This is a genomic window from Acinetobacter sp. ANC 5600 (assembly GCF_002018395.1).
GTDB lineage: Bacteria > Pseudomonadota > Gammaproteobacteria > Pseudomonadales > Moraxellaceae > Acinetobacter > Acinetobacter amyesii.
Genome location: NZ_MVKW01000008.1, coordinates 90,236 through 107,497 on the forward strand (window position 1 = coordinate 90,236; position 17,262 = coordinate 107,497).

At 42.7% G+C, this 17,262-nt stretch carries 15 protein-coding genes; 7 read left to right on the plus strand and 8 right to left on the minus strand.

Going from position 1 to position 17,262, the window contains the following annotated elements; genetic code table 11:
• The first annotated feature begins 24 nt into the window (after positions 1–24).
• The 5 genes from B1201_RS14665 to rsfS all read left to right on the plus strand — a co-directional run bounded on the left by B1201_RS14665 (position 25) and on the right by rsfS (position 5,949).
• Positions 25–2,832, plus strand: coding sequence for an ATP-binding protein (locus B1201_RS14665; RefSeq protein WP_078194186.1), 2,808 nt, complete (start codon positions 25–27; stop codon positions 2,830–2,832).
• A 111-nt stretch (positions 2,833–2,943) separates the two neighbouring features.
• Positions 2,944–3,732 (plus strand): crotonase/enoyl-CoA hydratase family protein, encoded by a 789-nt coding sequence (locus B1201_RS14670; RefSeq protein ID WP_078194187.1) that lies wholly within the window; start codon positions 2,944–2,946, stop codon positions 3,730–3,732.
• A gap of 32 nt (positions 3,733–3,764) precedes the next feature.
• Complete coding sequence (locus B1201_RS14675) at positions 3,765–4,634, plus strand: NAD(P)-dependent oxidoreductase (RefSeq protein WP_078194188.1); 870 nt, start codon at positions 3,765–3,767, stop codon at positions 4,632–4,634.
• A 42-nt stretch (positions 4,635–4,676) separates the two neighbouring features.
• Complete coding sequence (locus tag B1201_RS14680) at positions 4,677–5,474, plus strand: hydroxypyruvate isomerase family protein (protein WP_078194189.1); 798 nt, start codon at positions 4,677–4,679, stop codon at positions 5,472–5,474.
• A 73-nt stretch (positions 5,475–5,547) separates the two neighbouring features.
• Positions 5,548–5,949, plus strand: coding sequence for a ribosome silencing factor (rsfS, locus tag B1201_RS14685; protein ID WP_078194190.1), 402 nt, complete (start codon positions 5,548–5,550; stop codon positions 5,947–5,949).
• A gap of 92 nt (positions 5,950–6,041) precedes the next feature.
• Here rsfS and B1201_RS14690 read toward each other — a convergent pair whose 3' ends face one another.
• From B1201_RS14690 to B1201_RS14710, 5 genes are all read right to left on the minus strand, one after another.
• Positions 6,042–6,659 carry a hypothetical protein gene (locus B1201_RS14690; RefSeq protein ID WP_078194191.1) on the minus strand — a complete coding sequence of 206 codons (618 nt, stop codon included), beginning with the start codon at positions 6,657–6,659 and terminating at the stop codon, positions 6,042–6,044.
• A gap of 13 nt (positions 6,660–6,672) precedes the next feature.
• Positions 6,673–7,986 carry an ammonium transporter gene (locus B1201_RS14695; protein ID WP_143221712.1) on the minus strand — a complete coding sequence of 438 codons (1,314 nt, stop codon included), beginning with the start codon at positions 7,984–7,986 and terminating at the stop codon, positions 6,673–6,675.
• A gap of 365 nt (positions 7,987–8,351) precedes the next feature.
• Positions 8,352–9,806 (minus strand): NAD(P)(+) transhydrogenase (Re/Si-specific) subunit beta, encoded by a 1,455-nt coding sequence (locus B1201_RS14700; protein WP_078191286.1) that lies wholly within the window; start codon positions 9,804–9,806, stop codon positions 8,352–8,354.
• Positions 9,807–9,809: 3 nt separating this feature from the next.
• A complete protein-coding gene (locus B1201_RS14705) occupies positions 9,810–10,130 on the minus strand; it encodes a proton-translocating transhydrogenase family protein (protein WP_078191287.1) in 321 nt (106 codons plus the stop codon).
• An 11-nt stretch (positions 10,131–10,141) separates the two neighbouring features.
• Positions 10,142–11,269, minus strand: coding sequence for a Re/Si-specific NAD(P)(+) transhydrogenase subunit alpha (locus tag B1201_RS14710; RefSeq protein WP_078194193.1), 1,128 nt, complete (start codon positions 11,267–11,269; stop codon positions 10,142–10,144).
• Between the two features lie 940 nt (positions 11,270–12,209).
• On the opposite strand from B1201_RS14710, the gene B1201_RS14720 reads away from it, so the two are divergent.
• Positions 12,210–13,127 (plus strand): DMT family transporter, encoded by a 918-nt coding sequence (locus tag B1201_RS14720; protein WP_078194194.1) that lies wholly within the window; start codon positions 12,210–12,212, stop codon positions 13,125–13,127.
• A 123-nt stretch (positions 13,128–13,250) separates the two neighbouring features.
• Positions 13,251–14,447, plus strand: a complete 1,197-nt coding sequence (locus tag B1201_RS14725) for an MFS transporter (RefSeq protein WP_078194195.1) — start codon at positions 13,251–13,253, stop codon at positions 14,445–14,447.
• A gap of 55 nt (positions 14,448–14,502) precedes the next feature.
• Here the strand turns inward: B1201_RS14725 and B1201_RS14730 are convergent, their stop codons facing one another.
• The 3 genes from B1201_RS14730 to B1201_RS14740 form a co-directional block, all read right to left on the minus strand.
• On the minus strand, positions 14,503–15,147 hold the full coding sequence (locus B1201_RS14730) for a HEPN domain-containing protein (RefSeq protein WP_078194196.1): 645 nt from the start codon (positions 15,145–15,147) through the stop codon (positions 14,503–14,505).
• A 97-nt stretch (positions 15,148–15,244) separates the two neighbouring features.
• Positions 15,245–15,655, minus strand: coding sequence for a hypothetical protein (locus B1201_RS14735; RefSeq protein ID WP_078194214.1), 411 nt, complete (start codon positions 15,653–15,655; stop codon positions 15,245–15,247).
• Between the two features lie 187 nt (positions 15,656–15,842).
• Positions 15,843–17,258: a methylenetetrahydrofolate reductase C-terminal domain-containing protein gene (locus tag B1201_RS14740; protein WP_078194197.1), complete on the minus strand. Its 1,416-nt coding sequence runs from the start codon at positions 17,256–17,258 to the stop codon at positions 15,843–15,845.
• Positions 17,259–17,262: the final 4 nt, after the last annotated feature.

The following is a 17,262-nucleotide window of genomic DNA, read 5'->3' on the forward strand; positions in this document are numbered from 1 at the left end:
CATAAGGAATAAACTGCTTAAACCATGTCAAATATCAACAAAAAGCTTTTTAAACGCCTACACTTAAATCATGCCTATGGTCAGTTGATTGCACTTATTTTCGTGCCGATCACCATTTTGGCTTGTGTCGGTGCGATGTTGGTAATAACAGAAACCTCCAATGCAGCCAAAGCACAACAAAAACAAATGGCTGTCGCGATTCTGACACGCTATCAACCCACGTCAGAATCTGCGATTGATTTGCTGAATCATTACCCTTGGCAGTTTGATCAAGCTCGTAATGCCATGCAAAGCATGTTGAACGAAAAACATTTGATTCGTGCCGCGATTTTAGATCTTAAAGGTAACAACCGCCTGAGCATTGGCTTTCAAGATCAAGATATTTGGCCTGCTTTTGACAGTAAAGCATCTTTTATCGGACCGATTGCACATCAGGGCAACCATATTTATGCCCTGAAAATTTCAGATTCAACCCAGACGCCGGCATGGTTAAGCATTGAACTGGACAATCAACCGCTGCAAATTGCCCGCTATCGCGTGTTAATCGTGTTGATTGCAACGGGTTTATTGACGCTCTTATTACTTTTGCTGTGTTTGAATTTTTATTCACGTCGTTGGATCGCACCAATGTACGAAATTCGCATGCAGTTACAACGTTTAAATGCCGACACTCTAGATCAGCACATGATCATTAACAGTACTGGAGAACTCCGGTTATTACAGCGTGATATAGCTAATGTGGTTAAACGCTTACATTTCAGTTTCTTAGAGCTACGTGAACATACCGAACAAACGGAAGATGACTTAAGACGCACGCTTGATACTTTAGAAGTGCAAAATATTACCTACCGTCAAGCACGTGACCAAGCAATTCAAGCCAACCAATCAAAATCGGTGTTTTTGGCCAATATTTCTCATGAACTGCGCACACCGCTGAACAGTATTGATGGCTTTATTCATCTTTTACTGCGCCAAGGCAACCTCAGTAATGAACAAAATTTATATCTACAAACGATTCGTAAATCTTCTGCGCATTTATTGGCTTTAATTAATGACGTGCTTGATTTCTCGAAAATCGATGCAGGCAAACTAGAACTCGAAACTGCGCAATTCGACTTAGAAGAAGCCGTCTTTGATGTGATGGATATGTTGTCGCCATTGGCAGCACAAAAACACATCGATATGACCTTCTACTATGCGGACAATGTGCCGAAATTTGTGGTTGGTGATGTCCTACGCTTCAAGCAAATTTTGACCAACTTAATTTCAAATGCAATTAAATTCACTCCAGATGGTGAAATTATTGTCCGTGTCCGTATGGAGCATGATGACATCGGTCAATGTCTGCTGCACTTTAGTGTGCAAGACAGTGGTATCGGCCTAAGCGGTACCGACCGTAAGAAACTGTTTGAATCCTTCTCGCAAGGTGATGCATCTGTGACCCGCCAATTTGGTGGTACAGGTTTAGGTCTTGCCATTTCCAAGCAATTGGTCAGCCTGATGCATGGACAAATTGGTTTTGAAGATAACCAAGAACGTGCCCCAACAGAAAAAGGCTCAACCTTCTGGTTTACTGCGCGCTTTATGGTCGATGATGAAATTGAAATTGTGCATCCACAATTTAGCAATCTCCAAGTCGTTTCCTACTTGGCACATCCAGCAACTGCCAATGTCCTACGTCATTATTTAGAAAATTATGATGTTGAACATATTGAAACGCAGTCAATCCTAGATTTATTTAGTCGCCTCAATCAGTTGCAAACCAATGAAAATACTTGGTTGATCGTCGATCATAGCGGCGACTCTGAAGCCTTACTCAAAGAAATTCGTCATCGTTATAGCGGTAACTTAGCGGTTTATGGCTACCAAATGATGCTCGATCCAAACATGTTGAACGAGTACCGTGCCCGTCCATTGCATCAACCACTCAGCCGTACAGCGCTGATTCAGTTGTTGAGTAATGAGCCGTGGTTTGATCAAGAGCAACATGAAGAATTTAATGGTCAAGGTCTGCATATTTTGGCAGTCGACGACCATTTACCAAACCTGATTGTGCTTGAAGCCCTGCTCTCTGAGTTAAATGTTAAAACCACTAAGGCTTTAAGTGGACAAGAAGCCATTGAAATCATTCAGGCTCGCCAAGAGCAAGGTTTGGCAGCTTTTGACCTCATCTTTATGGATATTCAAATGCCTGTGATGTCAGGTGTCGATACCACGCGTGCCATTCGTTCTCTTGAGTCGACTTTTGAAAATCATAAGCGCCTTCCAATTATCGCTTTGACGGCACATGCGCTCTCTGATGAAAAACAAAAGCTCCTACAAAGCGGTATGGATGACTATGTCACCAAGCCTATTCAAATGGATCAAATTATTCAAATCTTGACCCAATGGACTACCGATAACTTTAAGAAAGTGCCCGTTTTAGAGCGAAGTTCGGTGATTGAAGCCCTAGAGCCAAGTATTTTAGATTGGCAGCAAAGCTTGCAGTTGGCCGCGAATAAAGAAGACCTTGCGGTCGATTTACTGAAAATGCTCGTCGATAGCTTTGAACAAGAAATCCATGAAATGGCACAGCTCATCGAAGATGAAGATTTTCCACAATTAGAGCATGTGCTACATCGGCTTTATGGCGCAACCCGCTATGTGGGCGCTCCGACCCTCCAAGAGGTTTCAGGTCAATTTGAGCAATTTGTATCGACCTTACGTAAGGAACGCCGTAAAGCGGATGATGCTTTTGTTCAAGAAACCCTGAACCGTTTTGATGAGTTAAAAAATGTCATGGGGCAAGTTGAACACGCAGCTCAACAAATCTTAGCCAAACAAAATAATTAAGCGCAGTCCGACTAAAGTCAGTGCCGTCCAGCTTCTGTTGTGACTGCACTGTCATGTATCCTGTCAGGGTGCATGCTATGCTCGGGCGCAGTAACAACAAGAGTAATTACCATGACTTTATTACGTGTAGAAAAAAATAATGGCATTGCAACGGTTTACTTAAACCGTCCAGAAAAACGTAATGCAATGAGCTTTGCATTGCTCAAAGAATTGGTCAGCACCGCTGAAAAATTAAAAAAAGATCGTAGCTTACGCTGTGTCATTTTAACGGGTGAAGCCAATGTATTTAGTGCTGGCATTGATTTGGCTGACCTAAATGATCCGAAAAATCGTGCCTACGCCGCGTGGGAACTGTTAAAACCCGGTCAAAGTTTATTTCAAAAAGCCTTCCTGATTTGGCAGCAGCTTCCTGTGCCGGTGATTGCTGCACTTGAAGGCTTTTGCTTTGGTGCAGGCATGCAACTTGCCTTGGCTGCCGATATCCGTATTGCCCACCCGAAAACGCAAATGTCGATTATGGAAAGTCGTTGGGGCTTAGTCCCTGATATGGGTTTAACCCGCTCGCTCAAAGGTGTGATTGGACTGGATTTAGCCAAGGAATTAACCCTTACAGCACGTATTTTTGACGCAGAATATGCCAAGGATATTGGCTTAGTGACGCATTTAAATGAACAGCCTTTGCTTCAAGCGCAGCAGTTAGCCGAAGAATTATCACAACGTTCACCAGATGCCTTGGCAGCGGCAAAACAAGTGCTAGATGCCATGGAACATAGTCCAAAACGATCTTTACGCTTAGAAAAAATCTGGCAATTAAAATTACTGCTCGGCAAAAACAGCCAATTGGCACGTAAAAAAGACAAGAACCCAGAGGTTCAGTTTTTACCACGCCAATATAAGTAAAATAGTCACACAGGATAGATTGAGTACAGCACATGGCGTTTGATCGTAATACAAAAATTGCATTTCTAGGTATGGGGCTGATGGGTAGCCGTATGGCCACGCGTCTCATTCAGGCAGGATTTGAAGTTGCGGTGTGGAACAGAACTGCTGCTGCGTGTGATGAGTTGGTTGCGATTGGCGCGACGGCGCTTCAATTGGACAAGATTGCCCATTATCCTGTGGTTTTATCTTGTCTCGCAGACGATGCTGCTGTTGCTGCGGTATATGCAAGCATCGAAAATCATTTAGTGGCAGGACAAATTATTGTCGACTTCTCGAGTCTTTCTGTGAATCAAACCCATCAATTGGCTCATGCTGCAAAGTTGAAACAAGTCACTTGGATTGACTCTCCTGTTTCGGGGGGCACAGCAGGTGCTGAACAAGGCACTTTGGTCATCTTTGCCGGTGGTGATGCTGAAACGATTCAAGATTTGAGTCTGATCTACAATGTTTTATCTCAACGTGTTACTCGCATGGGCGACTCAGGTACAGGTCAAGCCACCAAAATTTGTAATCAGCTAATCGTCGCTGCCAATAGCACGTTAATCGCAGAAGCTGTCGCACTGGCCGAGAAATCAGGTGTAGACACCTCTTTATTAGCACCAGCACTTGCTGGTGGTTTTGCAGATTCAAAGCCTTTTCAGATTTTAACCCCACGCATGGCAACGCATCAGTTCGAGCCTGTGCAATGGAAAGTTCAAACTTTATCTAAAGACCTGAATAATGCAGTCCAACTGGCTGCCCAGTTTGAATTAAGCATCCCTGTTGCCAGCCTTGCTTTATCGCAACTCAAAGCCCATCAGGACAATGGTTTTGCAGAAAAAGATTTAGCCACCATCATTCAACATGTCGTACAAAACTAACAACTCCCACTTTAGAAGTAAATTGCTTCAAGGACGATATACATGACTCAGCTCGCGGTTAATTTATCTATGATTTTTACCGAAGTGCCGTTGTTAGAGCGTTTTGCTTTGGCTCGTGAACACGGTTTTAAGCATGTAGAAATTCAGTTTCCGTATGAGCTGAGTATTGAGCAAATCCAAACCCAACTCACCATCAATGATTTAAGCCTGTGTTTAATCAATGTCCCTGCGGGTGATTTGATGCAAGGCGGTGATGGTCTTGCGGGAGTTCCGGGGCGTGAAAATCAATTTCATCAGGCCTTAGAACAATGCATTCGCTATGCCACTGCGTTAAATGTACCGAGTGTCAATATTTTAGCCGGCAAACAGCCACAAGATGCTGACTTGCTGCCATGTTTAAATACCTTGTCGAGCAACCTCAAACTGGCGTGCCACATGTTGTCTGAACATCATATTCAACCGGTATTTGAAATGATTAATGGCACTGATATGCCGCGCTTTTTGGTCCAAAATATTGCCCAAGCTCAGGAAATGCTTGAAGCTGTACAACACTCTGCCCTCAAGATGCAATATGACTGCTACCACATGGCGATGATGGGTGAAGATATTCTCAGTACTTTGGCAGAAAATATTCAGAATATCGGTCATATACAGTTTGCTGACTGTCCGGGGAGACATGAACCTGATTCAGCGCAAATTCCATTTGCAGAGATTTTTAAATGGTTAGATCAAAGCCAATATACAGGTTACATCGCTGCTGAATACCGACCACGAAGCAACTCATCACATTCTTTTGCGTGGAAAGACAAATACTTCCCTCATTTAGCCAATGGTCAATGACGTGTTGATTTGAAATTCAGCAACAAAACCGCTATATTAGATCATGTATAATTTTCAGGAAATCATACCCTCTATGAATTTAGAACCATCGCCCAGCGCTTCTAATTCTCTCGATCTCGCAAAATCAACGCAAATCAAAGACGTACAAGCTTGTTTAGCTGTTGTACGTGAAGCACTTGAAGATGTAAAAGCCAAAGATATTGTTGAACTTGATATCAAAGCAATCAGCAATGTCGCAGATGCGATTGTAATTGCGAGCGGTACTTCAACTCGTCACATTAAGTCTCTTGCAGACAACGTGGCAGAAGAAGCACGTAAAGCTGGATTCCGCCCGATTGGCGTTGAAGGTGAACGTGATGCAGAATGGATCCTGATTGATCTCGGTTTTGTAGTGGTACATGTGATGTTACCTACAGCACGTAAATTCTATGATTTAGAAAGCTTATGGCGTACAGCTCCAGAAACTGTAGCTTAAGCTTCCAGAAAAAAGCGACCTAATTAGGTCGCTTTTTTTATCCCTTGATTTCATACACGGCCAATCAGCTTCATGGTGTTTTACCCCATACACTAAAGCAGTTGATGTAAATCCACCTCAGGATAATTGGCTTTAATTTTCAGCTTGGTTTGAGCATAAACTTGGTCTGCACGCATCGGGCCATAAAAGTCACAATACACTTCATAAATGCTCGTTAAAACTTTGGCATAACTGGTCAAGGGCAAAAACTCGACAAAACTCGCTGAATTAATTTGTGCATTTGCCGCAATTGCCAGCCCGATTTCTTCTAATTGCTCAATCACATCTTGGGTGAAATCAGCCTGATCTGTAGATTTCACCGTCAGCATGACTGACTCGATAAAGCCTAAAAAAGCTTCGCTAATGGTCTCTGCAATGAGCTCGTCTTCTTGCACCTGCTCCCGCGGTTTTTCAACCCTTAACAGTTCCTGCTTTTCTAAGGTAGATAACTCATACAAGACTTGCTTCAGCATATCTTTACGATAAAAGCGAAGCTCCTCTGTGGTACAGATATCATTTAAGAAGCGATTCAAGACAAATGACGGTTTCATGCTGTACTGCTGCTCCCAGTGCCGTAGCGCACTGTCGAGTAAAGTCCCATGAATAAATTGTTGTAAGCCTTTTTCTAAAGCTTCGCGGCGTTGTGCCAAATTCAACAGTTCGGTACTCATTGCTTTACTCCTGTTAATGACGCTTGGTCATATCATCCGTTTCAAAAGTCACATCTTTTTGAAACTCGGGATAAGACAATTCAGCATGTTCGGTATAGTCCAAACCACGTTGTTCATGTTGCTTACTCACACGTAAGCCACCCAACAATTTGTCCAAGACCTTAAATACAATGAACGCAACGCCAAAGCCCCATAAAAAGGCTGCAATCACTCCAAGCCCTTGTATCGCGATGACATCGCCATTAAACATGTTATTTTCAAGGAATATCCCTGCCGCCAATGTTCCCCATGCGCCACAGAAACCATGCACAGTCACCGCATCCACTACATCATCCAGTTTCATTTTTTCCATGAGCATTGGCAGGAAGGTCACCATGACACCTGCACATAAACCGGTGATGACTGCATAGAGTGGAGACATCGTTGCACAGCCTGCCGTAATGGCAACCAAACCACCCAATGAGGCATTGATCGTGCTGCGGATCAAAATGGCTTTAGATCGGATGAGGCAGAGCAACATATATGCAACCGCTGCCGCACACGCAGCAAGATGCGTATTTAAAGCAATACGTCCTACGCTGACATTGGCATTAATGGTCGAGCCTGCATTAAAACCAAACCATGCTAACCATAAAATAAAACCACCTAATGCCACTAATGGTAAGTTATGCCCCGGTAAATAATGGCTTTGCCCATTGCGTCCAAATCGCCCCAAACGTGGGCCCAGTACGATGATGCCAGCTAAAGCCACCCAGCCGCCCATAGAATGCACCACGGTCGAACCTGCAAAGTCGATAAACCCGAATGCTTTTAACCAACCGTCTCCGCCAAATAAACTGCCCCATGCCCAACTACCAAAGACAGGATAAATCAGACCTGACACAACGGCCGCACTCACCACATAAGCCACAAAATGAATCCGCTCCGCCATTGCACCACTGGCAATAGTGGTTGCCGTTGCAGCAAACATCATTTGGAAAAATAGAAGGTTCCAGTGCCAGTCACCCAGTTGATCGGGTGCAAAATGACTTAAGCCAAACCAGCCCGTGGTATTGACCCCAAACATCAGACCAAAACCCACCAGCCAAAACACCAGACCACCCAAGCAGGCATCCATGTAGTTTTTCATGAGTACGTTCACGGTATTTTTACTGCGAACTGAACCACTTTCGATCATGGCAAATCCGGCTTGCATAAAGAACACCAAGATACCGCCCAGTACCACCCAAATACTGTCGAGCGAAATACGAATGTCTTGAATATTACTGGCGATTTGCGGGTCAACTGCCCATGCAGTCGATGTCAGGACACTCAGAAACAGTGCCATCGAGTATGTTTTTTTCATGATTATTCCCCCAAGAATAACCATGCTGTGCAAAAAGAATACCAAATTTCAGACAATTAATTATTTTTCAATGCATTGCATCACAAAACCAGTTCGCGACAATATTTTGAATCACTGAGATCAAATTTAATGAAACAAAACAGCGCATCGATCTGCACCTTGTTTTCAAAACACGCATCAATTTGATTCAAGCACCTGATGCGCTAAATATTTGTGCACTTTTAGTGTGAAGCATCCATTAATCAAAAGCCAAGAAAATAAAAGCAAAGAAAACAAAAAACCACCCGAAGGTGGTTTTAAATCTTCCTCAATCCCGCTTTATCACAGCGGGACTTTGGCAATATGAATTAATGACCGCCGCCATTAATGGCTTTTGTCATATCTTCCACAACTTTCTTCGCATCACCGAAGATCATCATCGTTTTATCGTTATAGAACAAGTCATTATCTAGACCTGCGTAGCCTGTAGCCATAGAACGTTTGATCACCATAATGGTACGTGCTTTATGCGCTTCAAGGATTGGCATACCGTAAATTGGAGAACTTGGATCGTCTTTTGCCGCTGGGTTCACCACGTCGTTCGCACCAATCACCAGTACTACATCTGTTGCTGGGAAGTCTGAGTTGATCTCGTCCATTTCAAGAATGTCTTCGTATGCAACATCAGCTTCAGCTAAAAGTACGTTCATGTGACCCGGCATACGACCTGCCACTGGGTGAATCGCAAAACGAACTTTTACACCTTGTTCTTTTAAGATTTCACACAATTCTTTCACGGCATTTTGTGCACGACCTTGCGCCATACCATAACCCGGTACGATCACCACGCTATCCGCATTTGACATCAAGAAGCCAGCATCGTCGGCAGAGCCTGAACGGTGATTACGCTGTGCTTTTTCACCATTATCCGCCGCCGCTACTGCTGTACCACCCATTGCACCACCAAACAAAACGTTGATGATTGAACGGTTCATGGCTTTACACATGATGTAAGACAGAATTGCACCCGATGAACCAACCAGTGAACCTGCAACAATCAGCATGTTGTTTTCAAGTGTGAAACCAATCCCTGCTGCTGCCCAACCTGAGAACGAGTTTAGTAACGATACCACCACAGGCATATCACCACCGCCTACTGGCGCAATCCATACCCAACCAAATGCAAGTGCAAGAACAGTCATTGCCCAGAAAGCATTCATGTTGCCAGTAGTGAAGAAGTAGATACCACACGCCAACATCGCAAGGAAAATTAAGGCTTGAACAGGTTTTACCCATCCACCTGAAATGGTTTTTGCCCATTTCTTCGCAGCCAATTTACCGTAAGCAAATACCGACGCTGTGAATGTAATCGCACCAACGAAACAGCCTACAAACAATTCAAATAAATGAACTTTGCTCATGTGGGCATGTTCTACACCCGCTGCTGTTAATACCGCTTCATTCTCCGCGAATGCCGCAGTCAATTGGTTGTTATGTAGAATCGCAGCGATCGCAATCAGTACTGCAGCCAAACCGACCAATGAGTGCATCAGTGCCACAGTTTCAGGCATTTGCGTCATCGGAACTGTTTTTGCACGTGCAATACCAACGACCGCACCCAACACCATTGCACCCACAATCATCCAAATCACTGGATGATCTGCGACAAAGAATGTAGTAATTACAGCAATTGCCATTGCGATCATGCCATAACGGTTACCTTGAATCGCAGTTTTTGGACCAGACAAACCACGCAACGTTAAGATAAAAAGAACGGCACCAATCAGGTAGAACCAATCCGCATATTCTTTAATGAATTCCATGGATTAACCCTCTTTTTTCTTTTGCTTAGGTTTGAACATTTCAAGCATACGTGCAGTCACCGCAAAGCCACCAAAAATGTTGATACTTGCAAGGAAAACGGCAATCGCACCTAAAATACTCACCACGTTAATGCTTTGGAACTGTACGCTTGCATCCACAATACCTGGGATACCAACGGTTTGAATCATCGCACCAACGATAATGATCGATGACAAAGCATTGGTTACAGCCATTAATGGTGTATGTAGTGCAGGTGTTACCCCCCAAACCACGTAGTAACCAACAAAGATTGCCAAGACAAAAATAGTAATCGTTTCAACCATGATGATTCTCCTTAACCACGTTTCAGCAGCACTTGGCCGCCATGAGTGACAAGTAGTGCTTTTTGAATTTCTTCTTCAGGGTTAATTGCGAAGTTCTTTTCGCTATCAAACAGGGTTTCAATGAAATTCAAAACGTTACGTGCATACAGTGCCGACGCTTCAGTCGAAACTGTTGAAGGAATATTTGGAATACCGAGAATTTTCACGCCATTTGCAGTCACAACATTTTCGCCGCAAACAGAACCTTCAACGTTACCACCTGTTTCAACCGCCATATCTAAAATGATTGAGCCTGGTTTCATTTTGGCAACGGTTTCTGCTTTGATTAAACGAGGTGCATCACGACCCGGCAATAGTGCTGTCGTAATCACAATGTCAGCATTCGATACGGCTTTATCAACAATAATCGCTTGATCACGAATGTAGTCTTCACCCGGCATCCAACCATAACCATTTTTCGCAGCATCGGCTGCTTTTTGTTGCTCTTCTGGTGACATTGGTACGTCTAACCATTTACCACCCAAAGATTCAACTTGGTCACGTGCTGTAGGACGTAAGTCAGTTGCTTCAACTACGGCACCTAAACGTTTCGCTGTTGCAATGGCTTGTAAGCCTGCAACACCTACGCCCATGATCACCACACGTGCAGGTTTTACTGTACCTGCTGCTGTCATCAGCATTGGGAACATACGTTGATATTCTGCCGCAGCCAAAAGCACAGATCTATAACCTGAAAGGTTGGCTTGAGATGAAAGTACGTCCATGTTTTGCGCACGAGATAGGGTTCGTGGCAAAAGTTCCAATGCAAATGCAGACACGTTTTGTGACGCAAATTGGTCAAGTTCGGTGTTGCGGTAAGGGTCAAACATCCCCACAACGGTGGTACCCGCTGTGAGTTTTTGAATTTCGTCACCTTTAGGTGCACGAACTTTCAAAATCATTTGACTACCGGTATAGGCATCATCCGTAATTTTGGCACCAACTTGTTCATAGGCACTATCGATGTAAGCAGCTTTTACCCCTGCTCCACGTTCAATAACGACGCTATGACCAGCGCTGATCAACTTCTTTACTGTTTCAGGCGTCGCAGCGACGCGATTTTCACCGACAACAGTTTCGGCTGGAATTCCGATCTGCATGAGCGTTCCTCAAGCTAATTTTTCTTAAGTAAACATCGCAATCCGCGATGTCTCCCCTCAGGATGTGTTTTTGTACAATTTTTGGATTCTAATTGAACTTTTTTAAAATACTACCCAATATTTATTTAATAAATACCCATATTTTGAACTCATGATTCATGAAAAGAATAGTGCGATATTTCATTTATTCAGTTTTATTTGTCGATTTATTACTCATTTTTATCCTATTTATAACTTTTTAATATTACTTAAGACCAAAAACATAAATAATTTCGCTAGTTTTAGTGCAGATTGTTTCACTGTGTTGATCATTGTGACATTTTCATTCAACCCATAATGACCTGAACGTGTCGTGAAAAATCGACTTAAGTCAGGTAGAGTCACTCTTTCATGCAGACTGCATCAGCTCGTTGACTCATTTGACAGTTTTGACGTGTTGACCTGCATTAAAAACAGACTTTTTTCTGCCACGGTCTCGTCAAATCGGTCAGCTTGAATATCCGATGGATTTTTGCGCACGTTTCGGGTTTATTGAGATCTTGCCCTCCCCACTTGATGCTTCGCCTTAAGTCTTAGAATTGACTTTTTAGTTAAAAAAATAATTTTTTGAATATTTAGCATCATGATATCGCTACTGAGTTTCTATCCCTAAAAAACACTATTGCACCATTTGTGTGCAATTTTCACCTTAAATGTTTCAGCCTGATATATTTGACCTGCCGAGTCATGTTGAGATTAAAAAATTCAAAACCAAATTGGTCATTTCTTCCGCTGTTTTTCATGTTTGATGTAGCAATCCCTTATGTATAAAGGAATAAGTACTATTCTTTTTTTGCATTTTTACTCACACGATGCATTTTTTATAATCAAAATGACAGTTCAAATTTATCGGAACAATGCTGTCGAATTCGTTCAGTCGTCATGAGGCACACCTTAACTTATGTCAAGAAACCTTAGTCCGCACTTCATCGGTGCAATTTTTGCGCTGATTGCTGCCTTCTTGTTTAGTACCAAAGCAATTTTTATTAAGCAAGCCTATGCACTTTCTCCTCTTGTCGATGCCACTGTCCTCATGGCCTTACGCATGATGAGTGCATTGCCGTTTTTCTTGGTCATTACATGGCTGAGTCGACGTTCTTATCAAACGATTCAACGAAAAGATTGGGTGCTCTTACTCATTTCAGGATTAATCGGCTATTACTTTTCGAGCTGGCTCGACTTCCGTGGCTTGATGTATATCAGTGCTTCGCTTGAACGAATTATACTTTTCCTATATCCCACATTAACCGTGCTGGCTTCCGCTGTTTTATTCAAAAAGCCACTAAGTTTTAAAACAATTCTTGCCCTGATTTTAAGTTATGGCGGGACAGTTTTAGTGATGCTACAAGAACAAAATGCCACACCACATGATCAGTACTTTTGGCTCGGTTGTAGTTTGGTTTTTGCCAGTGCCGTGCTATTTGCAATTTACTTATTACTCACGCCAGGCCTCATGCAAAAGTTTGGTTCTTTACACTTTACCGGTCTAGCCCTGAGCATTGCCTGCGTTGGGACGATTATTCATTTTCTATTTGCAACACCACAGCCTATCGCCTTGCTCCAACAACTCCCGAGTCAAGTCTGGCTGTATGGTTTAGCGCTCGGACTATTGGTTACTGTGCTTCCAACCATTTTGATGATGCAAAGTATCGTCCGACTTGGGGCTGCACAATCGGCCATGATTGCCTCTATCGGGCCCATTTTAACGATTTTACTGGCTGTCGCGTTGTTGAATGAACATTTAAACCTATGGCAATGGGTCGGTTGCGGTCTTAATATGCTGGGTGTCTTGATGATCAGTCTCAGTAAGAAATCCTAATCGCGAGCTTGGATACTATTCACAGAGAAACACTTTAAGACCTGTTTGATTTTCCTTATAGTGACCACAACAGCGTGGCAGCAAATTCTTTGCATACGCTTCCGCCCAAAATCTGGACAATTTATGAAAGCCTCGATCGACATTAGCCATGATAAAACCCTGTTGTGGCTTATGGCTGCTGCATGTGGTTTATGTGCGGGTGCCAATTATTATTGCCAACCTTTAGTGGCTTCCATCCAACAAAGCTTTCAAATTTCACAATCAGAAGTGGCACTAACCGTCACTTTCGCGCAAATTTCTTATGCTTTGGGTCTACTCTTTATTGTGCCGATTGGCGATATTGTGAATAAAGCCAAATTTATTCCTCTGCTCATGCTTGGTGCAACTGTCGGTTTAGCCCTCTGTGCTTTTTCGACCAATCTATACATGCTTTGGGCTGGAACCATTATCACCGGGCTATTTTCAGTGGCTGCTCAGGTTCTTATCCCTTTGGTCACTGTTGCGATACGACCCGAAAAAATTGGTGCTGTTGTTGGCTTTTTAATGAGTGGGTTATTGGTCGGTATTCTGTTATCGACCAGTCTCTCTGGCTTATTGTCCTATCTGTTTCATTGGAAATCGATTTACATCCTCAGTGCTCTCTTGATGTTGGTGTTAGCCGTCTTACTGAAAAAGCGTCTGCCTGTGGTCAGCATCACACGGATGCCCTACAGCCAAGTTTTCCAATCCATGGGCGCATTACTCAAACATGAGCCACGGTTAATTTTCCGATCTCTGATTGGGGGCTGTGTCTTTGCCGCGATGAGTATGCTGTTTTCCACCATTGCCATGTTACTGACTGAGCCACCTTTTCAATTAGCCGATGTTTGGGTTGGTGTTGTGACTTTAGTTGGTGTGTTTGGTGCGCTATCGACACAGTGGATTGGGCGTTGGGCAGATTTGGGCTTTAATCGAAAATTAACTTGGCTCGGTTGCAGCATCTTAGCCCTCAGTTGGGGACTGCTGTACTTGGGTGGATCATCTCTTGCTTTTTATATTTTGGGCTATGGTTTAATCAATCTAGGTTTGGCAATGGTGCATAGCTGTAATCAAAATATTATTTTCCAACTCAACCCGATTGCACGCTCTCGAATTAATTCAATTTACATGACTTTTTATTTTGTCGGTGGTGCATGTGGCTCAGCTTTGGGCGTATTTTCATGGCATCATGGCGGCTGGACCACCACCTGCATGACAGGGATTGCCTTAGTCATTGTTGCTGGATTTTTTGTCTTGATCGATCAACTCTATACTGCGCGGCAACTAAAATATCCACAATGAAATGTATGGATCATTACTCTAAAGCCACATTACTGTGGCTTTATGTTTTTGAAAATTAACTGACCTGCACCACAGGATAAAAGGGTTTGCCTAAATCCAAGGTTTCTGCATTTTCCAAAAGAATCACCATAAACACCGGTAAGAGTGCCAACAGTATTGTGCAGCCGTCTTGAAGCTGTTTCCGATTGACCGAACTTTTATAGGTCGCGCCGCCATGAACCATTTGATTGCGTAGCGTATACATGCGATTAAACAGCACCATTAAAATATCAACGGAATCTTTTTCTTTAAGCGCGCGTAGTACTTTCTGTTTTTCATGCGCCAGGCCCTCTTTGCATGCGTCATGGCTAATTTTTTGATTTTGATAATCCCAAAAGCCCTGATAAACATAGGGATTATCCAAAAACAACCGTATCGGCTGGCTAAAACGCTCCCATAAAATATTATAGATTTTATGCTCTGCATCCTGTTGGCAAATCAGATATAAAAACTGCCTTAAGCTTTGCTTGTCCTGAGCAATCTGTAAGTCTTGCGCATATATTGCGTTGAAGGACACCCACAAACTGATAAATTGCAAATCGAGATCATCTTGAAGATCAATCGACTTTTTCAGCCAACTTAAACCTCGATGAATGCGTAAATTAAATTGGTCGGTATGTTCCGACTTTTTACTTTTGAATATTTCTTCAAGTAGCATCATGCCTGCTAAATTCCAATGGATAATTCGTTTATTTTTCTACCATTTGAACTTAGCGCAATTGTTTACCAGCATGCAATCAAAATATCTCTGTATTCAACTATTTGGTTTCATCTTGTGTGAGATAGGTATAACGTTCTAACAGATCATTTTCATCAAAAATCAATTCATAAGACATTTTCTTTCCATTAAAAACGGATTCGGCAGGTGTTCCTAAAAGTTCCCATAACCCCACGGTCGCCACATCTGCAGCACCATGCCAAAATGCACGTCCGACTTTACTGGCAGTCGAATAACCTTGGGTAAAGGTATAAATTTCATAGCGTTTGCCATTTTTATATTCAGAGGTGATTGGTGCGCCAAATTCAGCAATCACCAAGTTACGAGATAGCCCTTGTTGAATCATTTCGGTATTTTTCTTGTTTGGCTGCTTGCTTGCCATGACAACTGAACAGCCTGTTGTGCCTGACAATGTAAAAACTAAAGCTAATCCTAAGCAGGTTTGTTTCATCATGTGGTATTCCCCAAATTCTTCACATTTCTATTTTTAATTTTTGATTTTCATCTGCTGTTGATCTTAATTGTTTCTTTCATCTTTTTCATTTTTTTATACGACTATTCGTCTGATTTTTAGAATGATTAGCGCTTGAAAGATTCACCTGTATGAATGTTTCAGACTGAATAATGCTTTAAGTGAATTAATGTTCTGTTGGTGGCGATGTCGGTGGAACGAACCAGTTTTTCCAAGAACTACTGTGCCGAGTTTCAATTGCAACGGTAGGGATGAGCTCTTGCTTCAGCATTTTTTCTTGACCGACGGCTTTCGCCAACCGCGCTTTGACCGAGTGTATACACTCACGGTCTTCAAACTCACAGCGGTCAAGGTTGGAACCACCACAAGGTCCATTGGCTAATCCTTTAGGACAGGTTTCAGGACAAATATATAAGGTTTCACCTAAACGACATTGTCCGCAACTTTCACAACCCACGATGCCATGTTTACTAATAAATTCTGTTTTCAGCAAGGCCGCATCGGCTTTCGGTTTTTGCCATAATTTGGCCGAAAAAATATAAGATCCCGCTCCTTTGGCCAGTTTTGAACTAAAAAATAACTCATGCATGACATGCATACTTTTATATTTCAAAACCTGTTCAACTGGAGCCTTATGGTTATTTGCGCCCGTCGGCTGGAAGTTCACCTCAACACTAGAGCGCCAAAGCATTTTCCATTTTGCTAAACATTGTTCAAACGTTAATGTGGCAAATTGCAAAATTGCTTTTTGCAACTTCTCTTGTTCTTCCGCTTTATGACAGGCCGATAAATGAACCCCTGCATAGCCCAAATGCTGACACATTAATATTTGTAAAGCGCAGCGGGCATAGACATTTTGTTCAGCTTGTATTGCGTCAGTTTGCTGTTCTTGTTGCAAAAAATTTAATACATCTGCTGAAAGCACGATGCCTGCGACTTTTTGCTTGGCCATAAAGCGGGCACGGGTAAAGGTCAGCGGCATGACACAAGCCAATACAGGTACATGTGGATAGTATTGCTGCATATAGTGTTGGTAACTGCTCAACACATCCATGTCAAAGCCCAACTGTGTAATCACATAGTCAGCGCCAGCTTGAATTTTTTTATTCAGTTTAAAATACTGCGCATCCTTTTCTGCTTCTGCATATTTAAAAGGATTAAATGCTACCCCTAAATAAAACCCGCCAAAGTCTTTGGCTGCCATGACTTGATTGACCGACTCTAAATAGCGGCTCCGTAAGCTAGGATCATTTGCCCCATCCTGATGCTGCTTGAGTTTATCGCCACTGAGCAAGAGTAAATTCTCTACCCCGTGCTGCTGAGCATCTTTCAGAAAAGCTTGAAAATCTGAAATATCTCGGCCTTTCCCCGAATAATGCAGAATTTTTTCAATGCTTTGAGGGTAGTCTTGCATTGCTTCTAAAGGAGCAATATCCGTGTCACTTTGTACTCGGTCAGCCAATGTCATGCACACAGGAAAGCCTGCAAATGTCGTTGGGACACAATGCGGTTTTTGCGTCGTTAGATATTCAAACGAGATACAAAACTGGCGTTGCAATAGATATTGGGAAAATAAAGACATAAAG